Origin of the sequence: Aeromicrobium sp. Leaf245 (assembly GCF_942548115.1) — a bacterium.
Lineage (GTDB): Bacteria > Actinomycetota > Actinomycetes > Propionibacteriales > Nocardioidaceae > Aeromicrobium.
Genome location: NZ_OW824151.1, coordinates 1,022,798 through 1,043,067 on the forward strand (window position 1 = coordinate 1,022,798; position 20,270 = coordinate 1,043,067).

At 72.7% G+C, this 20,270-nt stretch carries 20 protein-coding genes; 14 read left to right on the plus strand and 6 right to left on the minus strand.

Annotated features, from left to right (window positions below; translation table 11 throughout):
- The 4 genes from NBW76_RS05090 (at position 1) to NBW76_RS05105 (ending at position 5,461) form a co-directional block, all read left to right on the plus strand.
- Complete coding sequence (locus tag NBW76_RS05090; protein ID WP_082482023.1) at positions 1 to 2,076, plus strand: fructose-specific PTS transporter subunit EIIC; 2,076 nt, start codon at positions 1 to 3, stop codon at positions 2,074 to 2,076.
- A gap of 28 nt (positions 2,077 to 2,104) precedes the next feature.
- Positions 2,105 to 2,362 carry an HPr family phosphocarrier protein gene (locus NBW76_RS05095; RefSeq protein WP_056557156.1) on the plus strand — a complete coding sequence of 86 codons (258 nt, stop codon included), beginning with the start codon at positions 2,105 to 2,107 and terminating at the stop codon, positions 2,360 to 2,362.
- A gap of 188 nt (positions 2,363 to 2,550) precedes the next feature.
- The gene (locus NBW76_RS05100) at positions 2,551 to 5,064 is read left to right on the plus strand and encodes an ATP-dependent Clp protease ATP-binding subunit (RefSeq protein WP_056556034.1); all 2,514 of its coding nucleotides are present in this window, start codon (positions 2,551 to 2,553) and stop codon (positions 5,062 to 5,064) included.
- A 79-nt stretch (positions 5,065 to 5,143) separates the two neighbouring features.
- Positions 5,144 to 5,461 carry a hypothetical protein gene (locus NBW76_RS05105; protein ID WP_156364860.1) on the plus strand — a complete coding sequence of 106 codons (318 nt, stop codon included), beginning with the start codon at positions 5,144 to 5,146 and terminating at the stop codon, positions 5,459 to 5,461.
- 38 nt (positions 5,462 to 5,499) lie between these two features.
- Here the strand turns inward: NBW76_RS05105 and NBW76_RS05110 are convergent, their stop codons facing one another.
- Positions 5,500 to 6,435 (minus strand): A/G-specific adenine glycosylase, encoded by a 936-nt coding sequence (locus NBW76_RS05110; protein ID WP_056556031.1) that lies wholly within the window; start codon positions 6,433 to 6,435, stop codon positions 5,500 to 5,502.
- Positions 6,436 to 6,482: 47 nt separating this feature from the next.
- On the opposite strand from NBW76_RS05110, the gene NBW76_RS05115 reads away from it, so the two are divergent.
- Positions 6,483 to 7,238: a hypothetical protein gene (locus NBW76_RS05115; RefSeq protein ID WP_156364859.1), complete on the plus strand. Its 756-nt coding sequence runs from the start codon at positions 6,483 to 6,485 to the stop codon at positions 7,236 to 7,238.
- A gap of 152 nt (positions 7,239 to 7,390) precedes the next feature.
- Here NBW76_RS05115 and disA read toward each other — a convergent pair whose 3' ends face one another.
- The 4 genes from disA to NBW76_RS05135 form a co-directional block, all read right to left on the minus strand.
- Positions 7,391 to 8,458, minus strand: a complete 1,068-nt coding sequence (disA, locus tag NBW76_RS05120) for a DNA integrity scanning diadenylate cyclase DisA (RefSeq protein ID WP_055963921.1) — start codon at positions 8,456 to 8,458, stop codon at positions 7,391 to 7,393.
- Between the two features lie 9 nt (positions 8,459 to 8,467).
- Positions 8,468 to 9,874 (minus strand): DNA repair protein RadA, encoded by a 1,407-nt coding sequence (radA, locus tag NBW76_RS05125; RefSeq protein WP_056557153.1) that lies wholly within the window; start codon positions 9,872 to 9,874, stop codon positions 8,468 to 8,470.
- Between the two features lie 290 nt (positions 9,875 to 10,164).
- A complete protein-coding gene (locus tag NBW76_RS05130) occupies positions 10,165 to 10,803 on the minus strand; it encodes a VOC family protein (RefSeq protein ID WP_056557150.1) in 639 nt (212 codons plus the stop codon).
- 94 nt (positions 10,804 to 10,897) lie between these two features.
- Complete coding sequence (locus tag NBW76_RS05135; RefSeq protein WP_055963923.1) at positions 10,898 to 11,656, minus strand: hypothetical protein; 759 nt, start codon at positions 11,654 to 11,656, stop codon at positions 10,898 to 10,900.
- A 63-nt stretch (positions 11,657 to 11,719) separates the two neighbouring features.
- Here NBW76_RS05135 and NBW76_RS05140 point away from each other — a divergent pair, with 63 nt between their 5' ends.
- The 3 genes from NBW76_RS05140 to NBW76_RS05150 all read left to right on the plus strand — a co-directional run bounded on the left by NBW76_RS05140 (position 11,720) and on the right by NBW76_RS05150 (position 14,222).
- A complete protein-coding gene (locus NBW76_RS05140) occupies positions 11,720 to 12,643 on the plus strand; it encodes an exopolyphosphatase (RefSeq protein WP_055963926.1) in 924 nt (307 codons plus the stop codon).
- A gap of 45 nt (positions 12,644 to 12,688) precedes the next feature.
- The gene (locus NBW76_RS05145) at positions 12,689 to 13,510 is read left to right on the plus strand and encodes a sugar phosphate isomerase/epimerase (protein WP_055963929.1); all 822 of its coding nucleotides are present in this window, start codon (positions 12,689 to 12,691) and stop codon (positions 13,508 to 13,510) included.
- Between the two features lie 64 nt (positions 13,511 to 13,574).
- Positions 13,575 to 14,222, plus strand: coding sequence for a LysE family translocator (locus NBW76_RS05150; RefSeq protein WP_056556025.1), 648 nt, complete (start codon positions 13,575 to 13,577; stop codon positions 14,220 to 14,222).
- 95 nt (positions 14,223 to 14,317) lie between these two features.
- On the opposite strand, the gene NBW76_RS05155 is transcribed toward NBW76_RS05150, so the two are convergent.
- The gene (locus NBW76_RS05155) at positions 14,318 to 15,265 is read right to left on the minus strand and encodes a bile acid:sodium symporter family protein (RefSeq protein WP_200931199.1); all 948 of its coding nucleotides are present in this window, start codon (positions 15,263 to 15,265) and stop codon (positions 14,318 to 14,320) included.
- A 33-nt stretch (positions 15,266 to 15,298) separates the two neighbouring features.
- Between NBW76_RS05155 and proC the strand changes: the two genes are divergently transcribed.
- The 6 genes from proC to NBW76_RS05185 all read left to right on the plus strand — a co-directional run bounded on the left by proC (position 15,299) and on the right by NBW76_RS05185 (position 20,196).
- Complete coding sequence (proC, locus tag NBW76_RS05160; protein ID WP_056556019.1) at positions 15,299 to 16,129, plus strand: pyrroline-5-carboxylate reductase; 831 nt, start codon at positions 15,299 to 15,301, stop codon at positions 16,127 to 16,129.
- A 9-nt stretch (positions 16,130 to 16,138) separates the two neighbouring features.
- Positions 16,139 to 17,347, plus strand: coding sequence for an acetoin utilization protein AcuC (locus NBW76_RS05165; RefSeq protein ID WP_056556016.1), 1,209 nt, complete (start codon positions 16,139 to 16,141; stop codon positions 17,345 to 17,347).
- A 147-nt stretch (positions 17,348 to 17,494) separates the two neighbouring features.
- Entirely contained in the window at positions 17,495 to 17,680 is a 186-nt protein-coding gene (locus NBW76_RS05170; RefSeq protein ID WP_055963945.1) for a helix-turn-helix domain-containing protein, read from the plus strand.
- Between the two features lie 66 nt (positions 17,681 to 17,746).
- Entirely contained in the window at positions 17,747 to 17,848 is a 102-nt protein-coding gene (locus tag NBW76_RS05175) for a 30S ribosomal protein bS22 (RefSeq protein ID WP_012359487.1), read from the plus strand.
- Positions 17,849 to 17,854: 6 nt separating this feature from the next.
- Complete coding sequence (locus NBW76_RS05180) at positions 17,855 to 18,838, plus strand: NAD-dependent epimerase/dehydratase family protein (RefSeq protein WP_056556014.1); 984 nt, start codon at positions 17,855 to 17,857, stop codon at positions 18,836 to 18,838.
- Positions 18,835 to 20,196 carry a 1-acyl-sn-glycerol-3-phosphate acyltransferase gene (locus NBW76_RS05185; RefSeq protein ID WP_056556011.1) on the plus strand — a complete coding sequence of 454 codons (1,362 nt, stop codon included), beginning with the start codon at positions 18,835 to 18,837 and terminating at the stop codon, positions 20,194 to 20,196. The genes NBW76_RS05180 and NBW76_RS05185 overlap by 4 nt, the downstream gene beginning before the upstream one ends.
- The last annotated feature ends 74 nt before the right edge of the window (positions 20,197 to 20,270 follow it).

A 20,270-nucleotide genomic window follows, 5' to 3' on the forward strand; every position in this document is an offset into this window, starting at 1 on the left:
ATGTCCCGCCTGATCACCCCCGCCCTCGTGGCGCTCGACGCCGACCTCGGGGCCGACGCGTCGTCCGTCGTCGCGGCGCTCGCCACGCGCGTGGCCGACGCCGGGCGCGCCACCTCCGCCGACGCGCTCGCCGCCGACGTCATGGCCCGCGAGGCCACCTCCGCCACGGGTCTGCCCGGCGGGATCGCCATCCCGCACTGCCGCTCCGAGGCCGTCACGGAGCCGACGCTCGCCTTCGCCCGTCTCGAGCCGCGGGCCGACTTCGGTGCACCCGACGGGGGCGCGGACCTCGTCTTCCTGATCGCCGCCCCGGCCGGCACCGACGCGAGCCACCTCGCGCTCCTGTCCACCCTGGCCCGCGCCCTGGTGCGTGCGGAGTTCACCGCCGCGCTGCGCTCGGCCACGTCGGCCGACGAGATCGTCGCTCTCGTCGACGAGGTCGTGGACCCGAAGCCGGCCACGGCTTCGTCCGGAACGGCCGACGCGGCGGAGGGAGCGGCGGCGTCGCCGGCCGCCCCGGCCCCCACCACCGCCACCGACACGCGCGCCGCCGTCGTGCGGGTCGTGGCGGTCACCGCGTGCCCCACCGGCATCGCCCACACCTACATGGCGGCCGACTCGCTCGTGCAGGCCGGCGAGCGCGCGGGCATCGACCTCCAGGTCGAGACGCAGGGCTCCTCGGGCGCTCGCCCGCTCAACGCCGCGACCATCGCCGGGGCCGACGCGGTCATCTTCGCCACGGACGTGGGCGTGAAGGACGCCTCGCGGTTCGCCGGGAAGCCGGTCATCGTGAGCGGTGTCAAGCGCGCCATCAACGAGCCCGACACGATGGTCTCCGAGGCCGTCGCCGCCGCATCGGACCCGACGGCCAAGCGGGTCGACGGCCAGGCCGCCGCGCAGGCCGACGAGTCGTCGTCGGGAGCAGGCCTGGGCCTGAAGCTGCGGCAGTGGCTGCTCACGGGCGTCAGCTACATGATCCCGTTCGTCGCCGCCGGCGGCCTGCTCATCGCCCTGGGCTTCCTGTTCGCCGGATACGACATCACCGGCGAGGGCAACAAGATCGCGCTCGAGAACACCCTGTGGGACCTGCCGGCCGCTGGTGAGCACGCGCTCTTCGGCAGTGCGCTCGCGACCTACATCGGCGCGCTGCTCTTCTCGCTCGGCGGGTGGGCCTTCGGATTCCTCGTGCCGGCGCTCGCGGGCTACATCGCCTACGCCATCGCCGACCGTCCGGGCATCGCGCCCGGCTTCGTCATGGGCTTCCTGGCCAACCAGGTCGGCGCGGGCTTCCTCGGCGGCATCGTCGGCGGCCTCCTGGCGGGTGTCATCGCCCACCAGATCGCCAAGCGCCCGGCGCCGCGCTGGCTCTCCGGCCTCATGCCGGTCGTCATCATCCCGCTCGTCACGACGTTGATCGCCGGTCTGCTGATGCTCATGGTGCTCGGCAAGCCGATCGCCGACTTCTCGGCCGGCCTCACCGACCGGCTGAACGGCATGTCGGGCAGCTCGATCATCCTGCTGGGCGCCGTCCTCGGCGCGATGATGGGCTTCGACCTCGGCGGCCCGGTCAACAAGGCGGCCTACGTCTTCGCCACCACCGGCCTCACGGCCGAGGCGATCGCCTCCGGCGGCACGGAGGTCAAGATCATGGCTGCCGTGATGATCGCCGGCATGGTCCCGCCGCTCGCCATGGCGCTGTCGACGGCCGTCCGCTCGACGCTCTACACCGAGGCCGAGAAGGAGAACGGCAAGGCCGCCTGGCTGCTCGGTGCCGCCTTCATCAGCGAGGGGGCCATCCCGTTCGCCGCGGCCGACCCGCTGCGCGTCATCCCCTCGATGATGCTCGGCTCCGCCACGGCGGGCGCGATCTCGATGGGCGCGGGCGTCACGCTCGCCGCCCCGCACGGTGGCATCTTCGTGCTGTTCGCGGTCGACCACGTGCTGTGGTTCCTGGTGGCGCTCGTCATCGGCACGCTCGTGAGCGCCGCGTCCGTGACGCTGCTCAAGCAGCTGCGGACCGAGAAGACCGGCACCGAGTTCGAGCACGTCTACACCCGCGTCCCCGTCGACGCCTGACATCCCACCCCCTCCGAGAGGAACCACCATGCCCAGCAAGACCGTCACCGTCGGCTCCGCCGTCGGCCTGCACGCCCGACCTGCCGCCACCATCGCCGCGGCAGCGGCCGAGCAGTCCTCACCCGTCACGCTCACCGCGCCCGGCGGCGAGCCCGTCGACGCCGGATCGGCGCTGATGATCATGACGCTGGGCGCCGCCCAGGGCACCGAGATCGTCGTGCAGGGCGACGACCAGGCCGCGGTCGACGCGGTCGCCGCACTCGTCGAGGCCGACCTCGACGCCTGAGCACCGGCCCCTGAGCACGAGCCGCGCCACCCTCGCCGTCCACGGCGGGGGTGGCGGTCGTTACGCCCAGGGTGAACAGCGGAACACCCGGCCCCGGGTTCCAGTTGTGTGACGTACGTGGACGTCCCGCAGTGCGCTGGGGCACCCGCACCTAGACTGACAAGAACACACCCGATCAAGGGGGCCCCATGTTCGAGAGGTTCACCGACCGCGCCCGTCGCGTCGTCGTGCTCGCCCAAGAAGAGGCGCGCATGCTCAGCCACAACTACATCGGCACCGAGCACATCCTCCTCGGCCTCATCCACGAGGGTGAAGGCGTCGCCGCCAAGGCCCTGGAGAGCCTCGACATCTCGCTCGAGGCCGTCCGCGGACAGGTCGAGGACATCATCGGCCAGGGCCAGCAGGCGCCCAGCGGGCACATCCCGTTCACGCCGCGCGCCAAGAAGGTCCTCGAGCTCAGCCTCCGCGAGGCGCTGCAGCTCGGCCACAACTACATCGGCACCGAGCACATCCTGCTCGGCCTGATCCGCGAGGGCGAGGGCGTCGCCGCCCAGGTCCTCGTCAAGCTCGGCGCCGACCTCAACCGCGTCCGCCAGCAGGTCATCCAGCTGGTCTCCGGCTTCCAGGGCAAGGAGGCCGAGACCTCCGGCGCCCCCGCCGAGGCCGCGCCCAGCACGTCGGCCGTGCTCGACCAGTTCGGTCGCAACCTCACGCAGGCCGCCCGCGAGGGCAAGCTCGACCCCGTGATCGGACGCGAGAACCAGATCGAGCGCGTCATGCAGGTCCTCAGCCGCCGCACCAAGAACAACCCGGTGCTCATCGGCGAGCCCGGCGTCGGCAAGACGACGGTCGTCGAGGGTCTCGCCCAGGACATCGTCCGCGGCGACGTGCCCGAGACGCTCAAGGACAAGCAGATCTACACGCTCGACCTCGGCGCGCTCGTGGCCGGCTCGCGCTACCGCGGCGACTTCGAGGAGCGCCTCAAGAAGGTGCTCAAGGAGATCCGCACCCGCGGCGACATCATCCTGTTCATCGACGAGATCCACACCCTCGTCGGTGCCGGTGCCGCCGAGGGCGCGATCGACGCCGCCAGCATCCTCAAGCCCATGCTGGCCCGTGGTGAGCTGCAGACCATCGGCGCCACGACGCTCGACGAGTTCCGCAAGCACTTCGAGAAGGACGCGGCGCTCGAGCGCCGCTTCCAGCCGATCCAGGTGCCGGAGCCGTCGATCGCCCACACGATCGACATGCTCAAGGGCCTGCGCGACCGGTACGAGGCGCACCACCGCGTCACCATCACCGACGACGCGCTGGTCGCGGCCGCCACGCTGGCCGACCGCTACGTCTCCGACCGGTTCCTGCCGGACAAGGCCATCGACCTCATCGACGAGGCCGGCTCTCGCTTGCGCATCCGCCGCATGACGGCTCCGCCGGACCTCAAGGAGTTCGACGAGAAGATCGCCGACGTCCGCCGCCGCAAGGAGGGCGCCATCGACGCGCAGGACTTCGAGGCCGCGGCCTCCCTGCGCGACGAGGAGAAGAAGCTCATCCTCGCCAAGGCCGAGCGTGAGAAGGCCTGGAAGGCCGGCGACATGGACGTCGTGGCCGTCGTCGACGAGGAGCTCGTCGCCGAGGTCCTGGCGCTCGCCACCGGCATCCCGATCGTCAAGCTGACCGAGGAGGAGTCCGGCCGCCTGCTCAACATGGAGGCCGAGCTGCACAAGCGGGTCATCGGCCAGGACCAGGCCATCAGGGCCCTCAGCCGTGCCATCCGCCGCACGCGTGCGGGTCTGAAGGACCCGCGTCGTCCCGGTGGGTCGTTCATCTTCGCCGGGCCCTCGGGCGTCGGCAAGACGTGGCTGTCCAAGGCGCTCGCCAACTTCCTGTTCGGCGACGACGACGCGCTCATCCAGCTCGACATGAGCGAGTACAGCGAGAAGCACACCGTGGCACGACTGTTCGGTGCGCCTCCCGGCTACGTCGGCTACGAGGAGGGCGGCCAGCTCACCGAGAAGGTGCGCCGCAAGCCCTTCAGCGTGGTGCTGTTCGACGAGGTCGAGAAGGCCCACCCGGACATCTTCAACTCGCTGCTGCAGATCCTGGAGGAAGGTCGCCTGACCGACTCCCAGGGCCGCGTGGTCGACTTCAAGAACACCGTGATCATCATGACCACGAACCTCGGCTCGCGTGACATCGGCAAGGGCGTCTCGCTCGGCTTCGCCGACGCGAACAACACGATGGGGTCGTACGACCGGATGAAGGCCAAGGTCTCCGAGGAGCTCAAGCAGCACTTCCGGCCCGAGTTCCTCAACCGTGTCGACGAGATCGTGGTGTTCCCGCCGCTCACGCAGGACGAGATCATCCAGATGGTCGACATGATGGTCCGCAACCTCGAGGACCGTCTGCGCGACAAGGACATGGGCATCGAGCTCACGACCGCGGCCAAGGACCTGCTCGCGCGTCGCGGGTTCGACCCGGTGCTCGGTGCGCGCCCCCTGCGCCGCACCATCCAGCGCGAGATCGAGGACACGCTGGCCGAGAAGATGCTCTTCGGTGAGCTTCGGGCCGGCGAGATCGTCCTGGTCGACGTCGAGGGCGAGGGTGCCGAGGCCGTGTTCACGTTCGTGGGCACGCCCAAGGCCGACCTCGAGCTGACCGAGGGCCACGACCCGCTCGCGGTCGAGGCAGGCAGCTCCGAGTAGCAGAACGCAGCAGTCACGACGACGGCGTCCGATCCCTCCGGGATTGGACGCCGTCGTCGTGCTGGGCGAGGATGCGGGGATGACCTCGAAGGCCAAGAAGCTCCTCATCGTCGCCGCAGCCCTCGTGGTGGCAGGCGTCCTCGCCTTCGCACTGCAGCCGGGTGAGCCCGAGGCCGTGTGCGTGCAGGAGGGCACGCCCTCGTCCGGCTTCGTCGACGAGGACCAGGGTGGGTGCCCGATCTCGATCGAGAGCTACGAGGAGATCGCCGACTACCGGTCGGCGCCGAAGCCCTTCCGGATCGCCGGGCTGCTCCTGCTCGTCGCGGGCGTGGGCGCGGGTGTGGCCGCCCTCGTCATCGGCCGCCGTGGAGGCGCGAGCTCGCCGAACGCTCCCTGAGCCCCTGAGTCACGCCGCAGCGTCGCCGAGGCGCGCGCTCACAGGCTGAACGTGCCGTCGGGGTGCACCTGGGCGAGGCCCTCGTCCAGCAGGGCGTCCAGACAGCGCTCGCGCTGCGCCGCGTCGTCCCACACGGCGTCGAGCCGCCCCTGGTCCACCGGCTCCGTGGCGTCGCGCAGGACGGCCAGCAGGCGACCACGGCACTGGCGGTCGGTGCCGGCCCAGGTCTGTCCTCGGCGGGGCGGGCCGTCGTGGTCGGGTCGGCCCAGCGCGAGCCAGCGGCAGCGGTCCGCCACCGGGCACACGTCGCACCGCGGCGCCCGGGCGGTGCACACGAGCGCGCCCAGCTCCATGGTCGCCGCGGCCCAGCGGTGGGCGCCCTCGGCGGGCAGCAGCGCTGCCGCCAGTCGTCGCTCGGACGCCGTGATCGAGGTCGAGGGGTACGCCTGGCCGAGGACCACGCGTGCCAGCACGCGACGCACGTTGGTGTCCATGACCGCGTGCCGCTGCCCGAAGGCGAACGACGCGACGGCCGCGGCGGTGTACTCGCCGACCCCCGGCAGCGCCAGGAGGGCGGCGTGGTCGTCGGGCACCCGGCCGCCGTGGTCGGTCGTGATCGCGACGGCCGCGGCGTGCAGGCGCTGCGCCCGACGCGGATAGCCGAGTCGTCCCCAGGCCCGGACCGCCTCGCCCGAGGGCTCCGCAGCCAGCGAGGCGGGGGTGGGCCAGCGCGTCATCCAGGTCTCGAAGACCGGCAGCACCCTGGACACGGGGGTCTGCTGGAGCATGAGCTCGGAGACCAGGACGGCCCACGGATCGGGCAGCTCGTCGGGCCCCCCGGTGGGGGTGCCGGGCCGTGGGCGGCGGACGGGTCCCCGCCAGGGCAGGTCGCGGGCGTTCGCGTCGAACCAGTCGACCACCGCGGCGTGCAGTCCGGGCAGGTCCTCGACCGGTGTGCTGGGGGAGGAGGTCATGGCGCGTCGATCCTCGCACGGGGTGCCGCGCGAACTAGGGTCGGAGGGTGAGCTCGCGACCGGTCCGACGCCCCGTTCCGCGGGCGATCTACTGGCGTCGTCGCTTCATGCTGCTGGCCCTGGTCATCGCGCTGGTGTGGGTCGGCGTGACCCTCTGGCCGGGCGGCGCCGACGACGACCCGCCGGCCGCTGCGCCTGCTCCGTCGGCGTCCACGTCGGCCGGCGGCACGCCCACGCCCGAGCCCGCCCCCACCCAGGCCGCGCAGTCGGACGTCCAGGTGGCGCTCGCCACGGCGAGCACCCCGTGCGACCCGGAGGCGGTGCGGATCACGCCCACCGTCCCGGCCGACCAGCGGGCCAAGAAGGCGGTGCGCGTGGAGCTCCTCGTGTCCACCACCGAGGCGAAGGGCTGCACGCTCGACCCGGCCGATGCCGACCTCGTCGCCGTCATCAGCAGCGGTGACACGGCGGTGTGGGACTCGGCGGTCTGCCGGTCGGCGCTGCTCGAGGATCCGGTCGCGTTGAGTCCCGGGTGGTCGACGTCGGTGGCCACCAGCTGGTCCGGTCGCGGTTCCGGTCCCGCCTGCTCGGCCAAGGAGGGCTGGGCCTCGCCCGGCACGTACACGCTCCGCATCGGCACCCTCGGCGGCGAGCCCGGGTCGGCGAAGTTCCGGCTCGGGCAGGCAGCCGCCAAGCCGAAGCCGTCGGCCACCGCCAGCAGCTCCGCGAGCGCCACCCCGAAGCCGAGCGGCTCGCCGTCGCCGAAGACGACCACCCCCACCCCGGCGCCCGACGAGGAGTGAGCCCGGTGGCCTCCGTCGTGGACTCCGGCAGCGCACCCCCTCGCTGAGGGGTCGACGGTAGGTGTCGTACCTCTCGGACGCGCGATCTGGTGCGTCACCTACCTCTGACGGCCCGGTTCGGTGCGTCACCTACCTCTGACGAGGGGGACGGGTCAGACGTAGCGCTCGAGGATGCTCGACTCGGCGAGGCGGGAGAGGCCGTCGCGAACGCCGCGGGCGCGCAGGTCGCCGACGCCGTCGACGGTCTGGAGGTCGTCGATGCTGGCGGCGAGCAGCTTCTGCAGCGTGCCGAAGTGGTCGATGAGCCGGTCCACGACCGTGTGGGGCAGTCGCGGGACGCGCGCGAGGAGCCGGTAGCCGCGGGGGGCGAGAGGGTGGTCGAGCGAGTCGCCGGCGCCGATGCGCAGGGCGGTGGCCACGCTCGTGAGGTCGACCAGCTCGGAGGAGTCGATCCGTGCGAGGTCGTTCAGGACGGTCGAGACGGCGCGTCCGCGACGGCCCGACGGCATGTAGTCGCGGATGACCAGCTCGCGCTCGGCGTCGACCCCGCTGATCAGCTCCTCGAGCTGGAGCGCCAGGAGGCGACCGTCGGTGCCGAGCTCGAGCACGTACTGGTCGATCTCGGTGGCGATGCGGCTGACCATCTCCAGACGCTGGGCCACGGCGGCGACGTCGCGCACCGTCACGAGGTCCTCGATCTCGAGCGCGGAGAGGGCGTCGGAGACCTCGTCGAGGCGGCTGCGGTACCGCTCGAGCGTGGCGATGGCCTGGTTGGCGCGGCCGATGATCGCGCCCGCGTCCTCGAGCACGTGACGGGTGCCCTCGAGGTAGAGGGCGATGATGTGCATCGAGGCCGAGACGGAGATGATCGGCAGCCCGGTCTGGCGGGCGACCCGGTCGGCGGTGCGGTGGCGGGTGCCGGACTCGTCGGTGGGGATCGACGGGTCGGGCATGAGGTGCACGGCGGCCCGCAGGATCCGCTGGGCGTCGGAGTCGAGGATGATCGCGCCGTCCATCTTGGCCAGCTCGCGCAGGCCGGTGGCGGTGAAGGGCATGTCGAGCGCGAACCCACCGGTGCTGACGGACTCGACGACCTTGTCCTGGCCCAGCACGATGAGCGCGCCGGTGCGGCCGCGCAGGATGCGCTCCAGCCCCTCGCGCAGGGCGGTGCCGGGCGCGATCGCTGCCAGGACGGTGCGCAGGTCGGGTCGGGAGGCCACGGGAGCAGTCTAGGGCCGCGCGGGGGTGTCGCGACCACGCGCGCTCGGCAGGGCCAGCACCGCCTGGACGACGTCGGCCACCTGGGTGACGCGCAGCGAGCGCGGGACGTCGTCGAGACCCTCGGATCGAGCGGGCACGATGGCCGAGGTGAAGCCGAGGCGGGCGGCCTCCCGCAGACGTTCGGCGGTGTGCCGCACGGGGCGCACCTCGCCGGCCAGGCCGACCTCGCCCAGCACCACCAGGCCCCGCGGCGCCACGCGGTCGGCCTGGGCCGACGCGGCCGCCACGAGCACCGCGAGGTCGACCGACGGCTCCACCAGACGGGCGCCGCCGACCGACGCCGTGTAGACGTCGTGGCGGGACAGGTTGACGCCGCAGTGCCGCGTGAGCACGGCCAGGATCATGGCCACGCGCGAGGAGTCGAGGCCGCTGGAGGTGCGACGGGGCGACGGGGCGTTCGTCTCGACTGCCAGCGCCTGCACCTCGGCCAGGAGCGGGCGACGACCCTCCATCGTGACCGTGACGCACGTGCCCGGGACCGGCTGCTCGTGCCGGCTGACGAACAGACCGGTGGGGTCCGGGACCTCGACGAGCCCGGAGTCGGCCAGGTCGAAGCAGCCGATCTCGTCGACCGGACCGAAACGGTTCTTGACCGCTCGCAGCAGGCGGAGTCGTGAGGCGCGGTCGCCCTCGAACTGGAGGACGACGTCGACCAGGTGCTCGAGCACCCGCGGACCGGCGACCGAGCCGTCCTTGGTGACGTGCCCGACGAGCAGGGTGGCGATGCCCTCGGCCTTGGCGCGCTGGATGACCGCCGAGGCGACCTCGCGCACCTGGGTGACGCCGCCGGGGACGCCGTCGACGTCGGCCGAGCCGATGGTCTGCACGGAGTCGACCACGAGCAGGCTCGGGCGCACCTGCTCGACGTGGGTGAGCAGGGCCCCCAGGTCGGTCTCGGCGGCGAGGTACAGCTCGTCGTGGACGGCACCGGTGCGCTCGGCGCGCAGCCGTACCTGGCCGGCCGACTCCTCGCCGGAGACGTAGAGGGTGCGGCGGCCCTGCTGGGCCCACCGGGCGGCCAGCTCGAGCAGCAGCGTGGACTTGCCGACGCCGGGCTCGCCTGCGAGCAGCAGCACGCCGCCGGGCGTGACGCCGCCTCCGAGCACGCGATCGAGCTCGCCGATGCCCGAGGAGATGGACCGTGCCGACTCGACCTCGACCTGGGTGATCGGGCGGGCGGGGGTGACGGTGGCGGCCGGGGCCGTGCGACCGGCCCGGGCGGCGGGGGAGGCGACGTCGACCGTGCCCCACGCCTGGCACTCGCCGCAGCGGCCCACCCACTTGCTGGTGGTCCACCCGCACTCCGCGCAGGCGTAGACGGGCTTGGCGGCCTTGGTCGCCTTGGCAGTGGGCATGCTGCCCACCCTAGGCGCGGGTGCCGACAGGAGGTCGGCCGCACGCACAGGGCGCGCCCGCGTCACGTCGGCTCCCGCCGGGACCGTCCTCCTCGGTGAGAGGTAGGAGGGCCGCGGAATCTACCGGCCGCCGGTAGGGCAGCCGCGGATACCACGTGCGTATTCGCGGTCCACCTACCTCTGGCGGCGGGGAAGCGCGGGCCACCTACCTCTGACGGCCCGGTCGGAGCGCCGGTCAGTACGCGGCCCGCATGGGTGACGCCGGGGCGCCGGGTGGGCCGGAGGACGGCTCAGATCCGCACGTCGCCCGCGGGCGTGGAGAACGAGACGCTCATGATGCCGGGCAGGCCGTGGGGCGCCACCCACTCGACGGCGATCTCCTCGAGTGCGGTCACGGCGGGCTCGCCCAGCCAGTCCGAGAGCCGCTGCGGGGAACCGGCCATCTCGACGGCCGTGAGGGCGATGTCGGACGGCGCCATCTGCGACGGGTGCTCCTCGGGCGGGACGTCCCAGCAGGTGACGTAGGGCAGCTGCGGGTCGGCCTTCATGCCGCTGGTCCCGATCTGGCGCCACTCGAGGTTGAAGCCGTCGGGGCGACGTCGGTTGCCCGGCACGGCGTGCCGACCGATCCGGTGCTCGACCTCGGCCATGTCGTCGACCGACACGCACCAGGCCATCCAGCCGCCCCCGGCCTCGGTGCGCTGGCGCACGACCTGGCCGAAAGCGGCCTTGTCGGCGGCCGGGTGGTCGAGGACCTCCACGACCTCCACGTACTGACGGTTGCGCAGGGGGAGCACCATGTTGCGGGTGCCGAAGCGGGGGTGGGCCCCGCCGTCGAGGAACGTGGCTCCGAGGGCCTCGGAGAGCTCCGCCACGGTGGCGTCGAGGCCAGCGGGTCCGGCGGCGTACGAGAGGTGGTCGAGGTGCATGGGCCATTCTTGCCAGACGGCCCAGGTGTCCGGACGACCGGGGTCGACCAGCGTGAGGTGCGCGGTGCTCATCGGACCGCTCCCGCAGCGGCTCTCACGGCGTCGCTCCCACCGTCGCGGGGTGGGGGTTGGGGCCGCCGGCGTCGAGGTGGTCCTCGCACTGGCGCGCCAGCTCGGCGTAGCCCGACTCGCCCATGAGCGCCACCAGCTCGTCGCGGTTGGTCAGGTACAGCGGCTCCGGCGCCACGTGCGCCTCGGTGTTGGACGAGCAGTACCAGTCGAGGTCGTGACCGCCGGGGCCCCAGCCGGCCCGGACGTACTCGCCGATCTGGACCTCCGAGTAGGAGGTGCCGTCGCCGCGCTCGACGTCGCGGAACTGGCGGCGCAGCGGCAGCTGCCAGCACACGTCGGGCTTCAGCGTCAGCGGCGGCACGCCCTCGGCGAGCGCGAGCCCGTGGAGCGCGCAGCCGTAGCCACCCTCGAAGCCACGCGGGTTGTGGAACACGCAGGCGCCCTCGACGGCGCGGGTCTTGGGCTCGTCGTCCTCGTCGGTCTCGGTCCACGACCCGTCCAACGGGTTCGGGCCGTCGGGGTGGCGGTACCAGCGCTCCGGCGTCAGGCGCTCGACCGCCGTGGCCACGCGCGCCTGGTCCTCGTCGTCGGCGAAGTGCGCCCCGAGGGTGCAGCACCCGGCGTCCGGGCTCGAGGCGTAGATGCCGGCGCAGCCGCCGCCGAAGATGCACGTCCACCGCGACGTGAGCCACGTGAGGTCGCACCGGAACACCTCGTCGGCGTCGTCCGGGTTCGCGAACTCGACCCACGTCCGCGGGAATCCCAGGTCGACCTCCGGCATGCGTCCACTGTACGGAGACCGACGCCGCGCCCCGGCCGTGGGCATCCGTGGGAGGATGGGGCCATGCGCATGGGCGTCCTCGACATCGGGTCGAACACCGGGCACCTGCTCATCGTCGACGCCTACCGTGGCGGACCCCCGCTCCCGGCGCACTCCTTCAAGGAGCCGCTGCGCCTGGCGGAGCAGCTCGGCGACGACAACCGGGTCACCGGCGAGGGCCTCGCCCGGCTCGTGAAGTACGTGGGCGAGGCGCAGTCCGAGGCGCTCGAGCGCGGCTGCTCCAGCGTGGTCGCCTTCGCCACCTCCGCGGTGCGCGACGCCGACAACGCCGACGAGGTCCTGGCCGCGGTCCGGGAGTCGACGGGCGTCGACCTCAAGGTCCTCCCGGGCGAGGACGAGGCACGACTCACGTTCCTCGCGGTCCGCCGCTGGTTCGGCTGGTCCGCCGGCCGCCTCGGCGTCTTCGACATCGGCGGCGGGTCGCTCGAGATCGCCGTGGGAGCCGACGAGGAGCCCGAGGTCGCCCGCTCGGTGCCGCTCGGTGCCGGGCGTCTCACCCGCGACTGGCTCTCGTCGGACCCGCGTCGCGAGCGCGGTCACGTCGAGCTGCGTCTGCACGCGCGCTCGGTGATGGCCGACGTGGCCGGGCCGCTGCTGCGTGGCGGTGGATTCGACCGGGCGGTCGCCACCAGCAAGACCTTCCGGTCCCTCGCGCGCATGTGCGGTGCCGCGCCGTCGAGCGAGGGTCGGTACGTGAGGCGCGTGCTGCGCCGCGCCGACCTGCGCCCGCTCATCTCCGAGATCGTCCACCTGAGCGACGAGGAGGTCGCCGCCCTGCCCGGTGTCTCCCAGGACCGTGCTCACCAGATGGTGGCCGGCGCGGTCGTGGCCGAGGCCGCCATGGACCTCTTCGACGTCGACGAGCTCGAGATCTGTCCGTGGGCGCTGCGCGAAGGGGTGCTCCTCGAGCACCTCGCGCACCTGTAGGCCCGGTCCCCTGACCATGGTCCGCTGATCTAGGCTGCCCCTGCCATGTCGACCCGGAAGCCTGCCGAGCGCCGCTCCGACCCGCAGCTGCGGGTCTCGCTGTCGACGTCGTCGGTCTACCCGGGCAGCACGGCCAGCGGGTTCGAGGCCGCGGCGCGTCTGGGCTACGACGGCGTCGAGGTCATGGTCGGCGTCGACGACGTGAGCACCGACGCGGTGGCCTGCAGCGCGCTCTCGGACTTCCACGGCGTCCCCATCGTGTCGATCCACGCCCCGACGCTGCTGCTCACGCAGCGGGTGTGGGGCACCGACCCCTGGGGCAAGCTGCACCGCAGCGCCGAGATGGCTCACGCCACCGGCGCGTCGGTCGTGGTGGTGCACCCGCCGTTCCGCTGGCAGCGGGACTACGCCAAGGGCTTCGTCGAGGGCATCGCCGACCTCGAGGCCGAGCACGGCGTCGTGTTCGCCGTGGAGAACATGTACCCATGGCGCACGGGCAAGCGCGAGTTCCACGCGTACCTGCCCGACTGGAACCCCGTCGACGAGGAGTACGCGCACGTCACGCTCGACCTCTCGCACAGCGCGACCGCCGGGGACGACCCGGTCGCGATGGCGCGCACGCTGGGCAGCCGCCTGGCCCACGTGCACCTGGCCGACGGGGCCGGCTCGCCGAAGGACGAGCACATGGTGCCCGGGCGCGGGACGCAGCCGTGCGCGGAGTTCCTCGAGCTCGTCGCCGAGTCCGACTTCGACGGCGAGATCGTGGTCGAGATCAACACCCGCAAGGCCTCGGACACGGCCGAGCGCGAGGCCGACCTGCTGGAGGCCCTGGCCTTCGCCCGGCTGCACGCCGCGCGACGTCCCTGACGGGTCACGCGTCGGACCCCGCGAACAGCGCCCCGACGACGGGACCGCGTGCCAGGATGCGGCCATGATCTCCCTGGACCAGCTGGTCGCGTTCGGCCTCGCCGCGCTCGTGCTCATCGCCATCCCGGGGCCCAGCGTCGTGTTCGTGATCGGGCGCGCCCTCGCCTACGGCCGCGCCGTCGCCCTGGCGACCGTCGTCGGGAACTCCGCCGGGCTGCTCGTGATCGTGGGCCTGGTGACGCTCGGCCTGTCCGCGATCCTGGAACGTTCGGTGCTCGCGTTCACCGTGGTCAAGCTGGCCGGCGCGGCCTACCTGGTCTGGCTGGGGGTGCAGGCTGTGCGGCACCGCAAGGACCTCACCATGGCCGACGTCGACGGGGCTGCGCCGCAGCGGCGCCTCCCGCTGCGGGTGGCGGCCCGGCAGGGCTTCGTCGTGGGGATCACCAACCCGAAGGCGTTCATGATCTTCGCTGCCGTGCTGCCTCAGTTCGTCGACCGCGGAGCGGGCCACGTGCCAGCGCAGATGCTGCTGCTCGGACTCGTGGCCTTCGCGATCGGTCTGCTGAGCGACGGGCTCTGGGCCGTCGTGGCCAGCGGCCTGCGGTCCTGGTTCGCGCGGTCGCCGCGGCGCGGCGAGGCCGTCGGCGCCCTCGGCGGCGTGTCGATGATCGGGCTCGGCGTGGCCCTCGCCGCCACCGGGCACCGGAGGTAGGTGACGCACGTGTCGCGGCAGCCAGAGGTAGGTGACGCACCTGTTCGGACCGCCGAGAGGTGCTACGCCTACCTGCGACGACGCGGACGGACGACCTAGGCCCCCGCCCGCCCCAGCCGGCTCGACAGCACGGAGCCGACGATCAGCTGCAGCTGGTGGTAGATCATGAGCGGCAGCACGACGAACGCGACGACGTCGCTGGGGAACAGCACGGTCGCCATCGGCAGGCCGCTCGCGAGGCTCTTGTTGCTGCCGCAGAACAGCAGAGCCACCCGGTCGCCGCGGTCGAACCCGACGAGCCGTCCCCAGGCCACGCACCAGCCGAGGGCGGCGCCCAGCAGCGCCGCGCAGAGCAGTGCCACGGCGACGACGTCCAGGACGGGGGCGGCCGACCAGATGCCCGCCTCGGCTCCCTCGCTGAAGGCGACGTAGACGATCAGCAGGATGGTGGACCGGTCGAAGCGCTTGAGCCCGGTGTCGTGGCGCGTCACCCAGCCGCCGACCACGGGTCGCAGGAGCTGGCCGAGCACGAACGGGGCGAGCAGCTGCAGCACGATCCGCAGCACGGAGTCGGCGTCGACGCGGGCCTCGCCACCCAGCAGCAGGGCGACGAGCACCGGGGTCAGGACCACGCCCAGCAGGTTCGAGGTCGAGGCGCTCACCACGGCCGCGGCCACGTTGCCGCGGGCGATGCGGGTGTAGACGACGCAGCCCTGCACCGTCGACGGGACCAGCGTGGCGAGCAGGAGGCCGGCGGCGAGCTGCGGGGACAGCCACGCGTCGGTCAGCAGTCGGGCGCCGAGCCCCAGGACGGGCAGGACCACGAACGTGACCGAGAGGATGCTGAGCTGGAGCCGCCAGTGCCGGAGGTTGTGCAGGGTCTCGGCCGCCGAGAGTCGCGCGCCGTAGAGGAAGAACAGCAGCCCGATGCCCACCATGGAGGCGATCCGCACGACCTCGAACGCCGGCCCGGTCGCCGGGACCACGGAGCCGGCGACGGCCACGGCGAGCAGCAGCAGGAGGAACGGGTCGACACGGCGCACGGCCACGACGCTACGCCCGCCTACGCTGGCGTCATGACTGGTACCTCGAGCGACGGCATCGACCCCGCACGCATCGCGATCCTCGGCGGCGGGGTCATGGGCGAGACGCTGCTGACCGCCCTGATCGCGTCGGGCCGACGCCCCGTCGACCTCGTCGTCAGCGAGAAGATGCCCGAGCGTGCCGAGGAGCTGAGGCAGCGGCACGGGGTCGAGGTCACCGACGTCGCCGCGGCCGTGCAGCGCGCCGGCGTGGTGCTCGTCGTGGTGAAGCCGCAGGACGTGCCGTCCGTCGTGGCCGAGATCGCCCCGCTCGTCGACCCCGCGGCCACCCTCGTGTCGTTGGCCGCAGGCGTCCGCATCGCGACCTACGAGAGCGCGCTGGCCGACGGCGTCGCCGTCGTGCGAGCCATGCCGAACACCCCGGCGCTGGTGGGGGAGGGCATGTTCGGCGTCTCGCCGGGCGCCGCCTGCGACGACACGCGGCTGGCCGAGGCCGTGGCCCTGCTCGAGACCGGCGGTCGGGTCGTCGTGGTGCCGGAGGACCAGCAGGACGGCGTCACGGCGGTCTCGGGCTCCGGACCCGCCTACGTCTTCTACCTGGCCGAGGCGATGATCGACGGCGGTGTGGCGGCCGGCCTCGACCGCGCCACCGCCCGGGCCCTGGCGGAGCAGACCATCCGGGGAGCCGCGGCCCTGCTCGCCGACACCGACGACGAGCCCGCCGAGCTGCGCCGCCGGGTCACCTCGCCGCACGGCACCACCCACGCCGCCATCAGCACGTTCGACGACCACGGCGTCGACGCGGCCCTGCGTGCGGGGGTCGAAGCGGCGGCACGCCGTTCGGCCGAGCTCTCCGCGTCGTAGGCTGCCAGCATGCCGGACACCGAACCGACCGGGGCGAGCGACGAGACCGCTGGGCCCTGCCTCGTCTTCGACGAACGCCTCACCGGGTACAACTTCGGTGCCGCGCACCCCATGGCGCCGGTGCGCGTCGACCTGACGATGGTCCTGGCCGGCGAGCTCGGCGTGCTCGACCACCTCGAGGTCGTGGGCGCCGAGCCCGCCACCGACGAGGAGCTGTGCACCGTCCACACGCCCGCCTACGTGGAGCGTGTGCGCAAGCTGTCGCAGCACCCCACCCACGCCGACCCGAGCGTCGGCCTCGGCACGGAGGACAACCCGGTCTTCAGCGGCATGCACGACGCGAGCGCGCTCATCGCCGGGGCCACCCTGGAAGCCGCGCGTCGGGTCTGGACGGGGCGCAACACCCACGCCGCCAACGTCTCGGGCGGCCTGCACCACGCGATGCCGGGCTCGGCGAGCGGGTTCTGCATCTACAACGACCTTGGCGTCGCGATCGCGTGGCTGCTGGCGCAGGGCGCGCAGAAGGTCGTCTACCTCGACGTCGACGCCCACCACGGCGACGGCGTCCAGGCCATGTTCTACGACGACCCGCGGGTGCTGACCATCTCGATCCACGAGGGGCCGCAGTCGCTGTTCCCGGGCACGGGCTGGTCCACGGAGACCGGCGGCCCGGGCGCGGAGGGCTCGGCGGTCAACATCCCGCTCCCGCCCGGCACGTCCGACGCGGGGTGGCTGCGCGCCTTCCACGCGATCGTCCCCGACGTGATCCGCGAGTTCGGACCCGAGATCATCGTCTCCCAGCACGGGTGCGACTCCCACATGGACGACCCGCTGACGAACCTGATGCTCAGCGTCGACGGCCAGCGCGCGTCGTACCTGGCCGTGCGTGACCTCGCCCGCGAGGTCTGCGGCGGACGGTGGGTGGCGACCGGTGGTGGCGGCTACGCGGTCACCGAGGTCGTGCCCAGGGCGTGGACGCACCTGCTCGCGATCCTGGCGGACCACGACGTGGACCCCGAGACCGCGACGACCCAGGGCTGGCGCGACCACGTGGAGCGGCTCCGGGGCGTGCGGGCCCCGCAGCGCATGACCGACGGTCGGTCCGCCTCGTACCGTGCCTGGGAGCTGGGCTACGACCCCGCCAGCTGGCTCGACCGCTCGATCCTCGCGGCTCGCACCGACACCTTCCCGCTGCTCGGTCTCGACCCGCACCTGTGACCTGCGCGGGTCCGTCGCGCCCGGCCACTTTCGTCTCCCCTATCCCAAACGTCCCACGAGGCACTACGCTTCCCAGCACGCACTCGTGACGCGTCGCCGGAGGGGAAGCCGGGGAGGCGCGGGTGCCCCGAAAGCAAAGGTGAGGACATGACCGCAGGAACGACCTTCCTGACCGTCGCGGAGGTCGCGGCACAGATGCGCGTCTCCAAGATGACCGTGTACCGACTCGTCCACAACGGACAGCTCGAGGCGATCCGCGTCGGCCGCAGCTTCCGTGTGCCGGAGAAGGCGGTCGAGGACTACCTCCAGAAGTCCTACTACGAGGCCGGCTGAGCCGTCCAGTCCGTCGTCGCGTAGTCTTGGCGTCCGCCAGTTCCGCAACAAGCAGAGGTCATATCCGTGGGTTCAGTCATCAAGAAGCGTCGTAAGCGGATGTCGAAGAAGAAGCACCGCAAGATGCTCAAGCGAACCCGCGTCCAGCGTCGCAAGCTCGGCAAGTAGGGACCTATGGGGCGGGTCGTCCTCGTCACGGGGGTCTCGGGCACTCTCGCCTCGCGCGTCTCGCGCCATCTCGCCGATCTCGGTGAGTCCGCCGGGATCGACCGCGTGGTGGGCATCGACCTGCGCCCCCCGGAGGGTGACCTCGGCGGCGTCAAGTTCGTCCGCGCCGACATCCGCACCCCCGTCGTCGCGAAGGTGATCGCGGTCGAGGACGTCGACACCGTCGTCCACCTCGACCTCGCCCCGGCCCGGGGCCGCTCCGGCTCCGGCGTCAAGGAGCGCAACGTCATCGGGACGATGCAGCTGCTGGCGGCCTGCCAGCGTTCCACCACGGTCTCCAAGCTCGTCGTCGGGTCCTCGGTGGCCGTGTACGGCTCGTCGCCTCGCGACCCCGCCCTGTTCATGGAGTCCGACTCCGCTCGCGGCGGGGTGCGGACCGGCTTCCCCAAGGACGTCGTCGAGGTGGAGTCCTACGTGCGCGGCTTCGCGCGGCGTCGGCCCGAGATCCTGATCACGACGGTGCGGGCCGCGCAGACGCTGCACCCGGAGATCGAGTCGCCGCTGCGCAGCTACTTCCTGAACCCGCTGCTGCCGGCCGTGATCGGCTTCGACCCCCGGCTGCAGTTCCTCTCGCTGCAGGACACGCTCTCGATCATCGAGCAGTCGGTCGTGAAGGACCGCCCCGGCACGTTCAACGCGGCAGGGTCCGGCGTGCTGCTGCTGTCGCAGGCCGCGCGCCGCATGGGCAAGCCCGTGGTGCCCCTGCCCGGCATCGGCTTCGGTGCCGCTGCGGCACGGATCGTGCGCAGCATGGGCGGCGAGATCTCCCCCGACCTGCACCGGCTCCTGACGTACGGCCGCGCGGTCGACACCAGCGCCCTGCGCGACATCTTCGGCTACGAGCTCTCGGCCACGACCGAGCAGGTCTTCGAGGAGTTCCGACTCGCGCAGCGACCCGGTGTCCTGGCGCTCCTGGGAGGTGGCCGATGACGGACGAGCGCCGCACCATCGGCACGAAGGGCGCAGCCGGACGCGGTTCCCGCGGAGGCTCGCCCTCCTCGGGCGCACGCTCCCTCGCCGGCAAGACCCCGGCGTCGGGCAAGCCCGTCCGCAAGGCTGCGGCACCGGCCGAGCCCGTGGAGCCCGCCGACACCCCGGCTGTGGAGACCCCGCCCGCCGCGACGAAGGCCGTGACGTCCGGCTCAGCCAAGACCACGAAGGGCGCGACGTCGGGCGCCAAGAAGTCCGCCGCCACCGGCCCCGGGGCGACGAAGAAGGCCGCCTCGGCCAAGCGTGCGACGGGTGCCTCGGCCAAGCGGCCCGCCTCGTCGCGGTCCACCGCCGGGGGTTCTCGGCTCCGGGCGGTCACCGAGGAGGACGCCGCGGCTGCTGCCGCCGCTGCGGCCGAGGAGGCGGCACGCGAGACGCGCACGGCATCTGGGAGGGCCACCCTGCCCGGCCTGCCGGTCGAGGACATCGTCCTGGCCGTCGCGCAGGCGGCCCAGCGGGTCCTCGGCTCCGACTGGGAGCACCGGCTCGCCCTCGCCTTCGCGGCCTTGCGCAAGCGGCTGACCGGGGACTTCGAGGTCGACGAGTTCGGCTTCGACCCCCAGCTCACCGAGATCCTCATCGCCGCGGTCGAGCCGCTCGCCGAGACGTGGTTCCGGCTCGAGGTGCGCGGTGCGGAGAACATCCCCACCGACGGTGGCGCGCTCCTCGTGGCCAACCACTCGGGCACGGTGCCGCTCGACGGCGTGATGACCGGGTACGCGGTCAAGAAGTACAGCGGCCGCGACCTGCGTCCGCTGGGCGCCGACCTGGTCTTCGCCCTGCCCTTCGTGGGCCAGATGGCCCGCCGTGCCGGCGCGACCCTGGCCTGCACCCAGGACGCCGAGCGTCTGCTCGGCACCGGCGAGATCGCCGGCGTCTGGCCCGAGGGGTTCAAGGGCATCGGCAAGCCCTTCGCCGAGCGGTACAAGCTTCAGCGCTTCGGTCGCGGCGGCTTCGTGTCGTCCGCGCTGCGGGCCCAGGTGCCCATCGTGCCGGTCTCGATCGTGGGTGCCGAGGAGATCTATCCCCTCGTCGGCAACGTGCCGTCGCTGGCTCGTCTGCTGGGTCTGCCGTACCTGCCGGTCACCCCGTTCTTCCCGCTGCTCGGCCCGCTCGGCATGATCCCGCTCCCGAGCAAGTGGATCATCGAGTTCGGCGAGCCCATCCGCACCGACGCCTACGAGCCCGACGCCGCGGACGACCCGATGCTGCTGTTCAACGTCACCGACCAGGTGCGCGAGACCATCCAGCAGACGCTGTACCGGCTGCTCGTCGATCGCGGCAACGCGTTCTTCTGAGCGGCGGGACGGGTCGGGCGCGGCCGCCCAGGACGTGGCCCTGCGGCGGAGCCTCTGCTGCTTCGCCCTGCGGC

Excerpts from the sequence above, each read along its gene's own strand:
- NBW76_RS05090 (WP_082482023.1), top strand. The coding sequence starts at position 1 with ATGTCCCGCCTGATCACCCCCGCCCTCGTGGCGCTCGACGCCGACCTC.
- NBW76_RS05185 (WP_056556011.1), top strand. The coding sequence starts at position 18,835 with ATGACGGACGAGCGCCGCACCATCGGCACGAAGGGCGCAGCCGGACGC.
- NBW76_RS05165 (WP_056556016.1), top strand. The coding sequence starts at position 16,139 with ATGCCGGACACCGAACCGACCGGGGCGAGCGACGAGACCGCTGGGCCC.
- NBW76_RS05145 (WP_055963929.1), top strand. The coding sequence starts at position 12,689 with ATGTCGACCCGGAAGCCTGCCGAGCGCCGCTCCGACCCGCAGCTGCGG.
- proC (WP_056556019.1), top strand. The coding sequence starts at position 15,299 with ATGACTGGTACCTCGAGCGACGGCATCGACCCCGCACGCATCGCGATC.
- NBW76_RS05110 (WP_056556031.1), bottom strand. The coding sequence starts at position 6,435 with ATGACCTCCTCCCCCAGCACACCGGTCGAGGACCTGCCCGGACTGCAC.
- NBW76_RS05130 (WP_056557150.1), bottom strand. The coding sequence starts at position 10,803 with ATGCACCTCGACCACCTCTCGTACGCCGCCGGACCCGCTGGCCTCGAC.
- NBW76_RS05100 (WP_056556034.1), top strand. The coding sequence starts at position 2,551 with ATGTTCGAGAGGTTCACCGACCGCGCCCGTCGCGTCGTCGTGCTCGCC.
- NBW76_RS05150 (WP_056556025.1), top strand. The coding sequence starts at position 13,575 with ATGATCTCCCTGGACCAGCTGGTCGCGTTCGGCCTCGCCGCGCTCGTG.
- NBW76_RS05170 (WP_055963945.1), top strand. The coding sequence starts at position 17,495 with ATGACCGCAGGAACGACCTTCCTGACCGTCGCGGAGGTCGCGGCACAG.
- NBW76_RS05135 (WP_055963923.1), bottom strand. The coding sequence starts at position 11,656 with ATGCCGGAGGTCGACCTGGGATTCCCGCGGACGTGGGTCGAGTTCGCG.
- NBW76_RS05140 (WP_055963926.1), top strand. The coding sequence starts at position 11,720 with ATGCGCATGGGCGTCCTCGACATCGGGTCGAACACCGGGCACCTGCTC.
- radA (WP_056557153.1), bottom strand. The coding sequence starts at position 9,874 with ATGCCCACTGCCAAGGCGACCAAGGCCGCCAAGCCCGTCTACGCCTGC.
- NBW76_RS05180 (WP_056556014.1), top strand. The coding sequence starts at position 17,855 with ATGGGGCGGGTCGTCCTCGTCACGGGGGTCTCGGGCACTCTCGCCTCG.
- NBW76_RS05105 (WP_156364860.1), top strand. The coding sequence starts at position 5,144 with ATGACCTCGAAGGCCAAGAAGCTCCTCATCGTCGCCGCAGCCCTCGTG.
- NBW76_RS05095 (WP_056557156.1), top strand. The coding sequence starts at position 2,105 with ATGCCCAGCAAGACCGTCACCGTCGGCTCCGCCGTCGGCCTGCACGCC.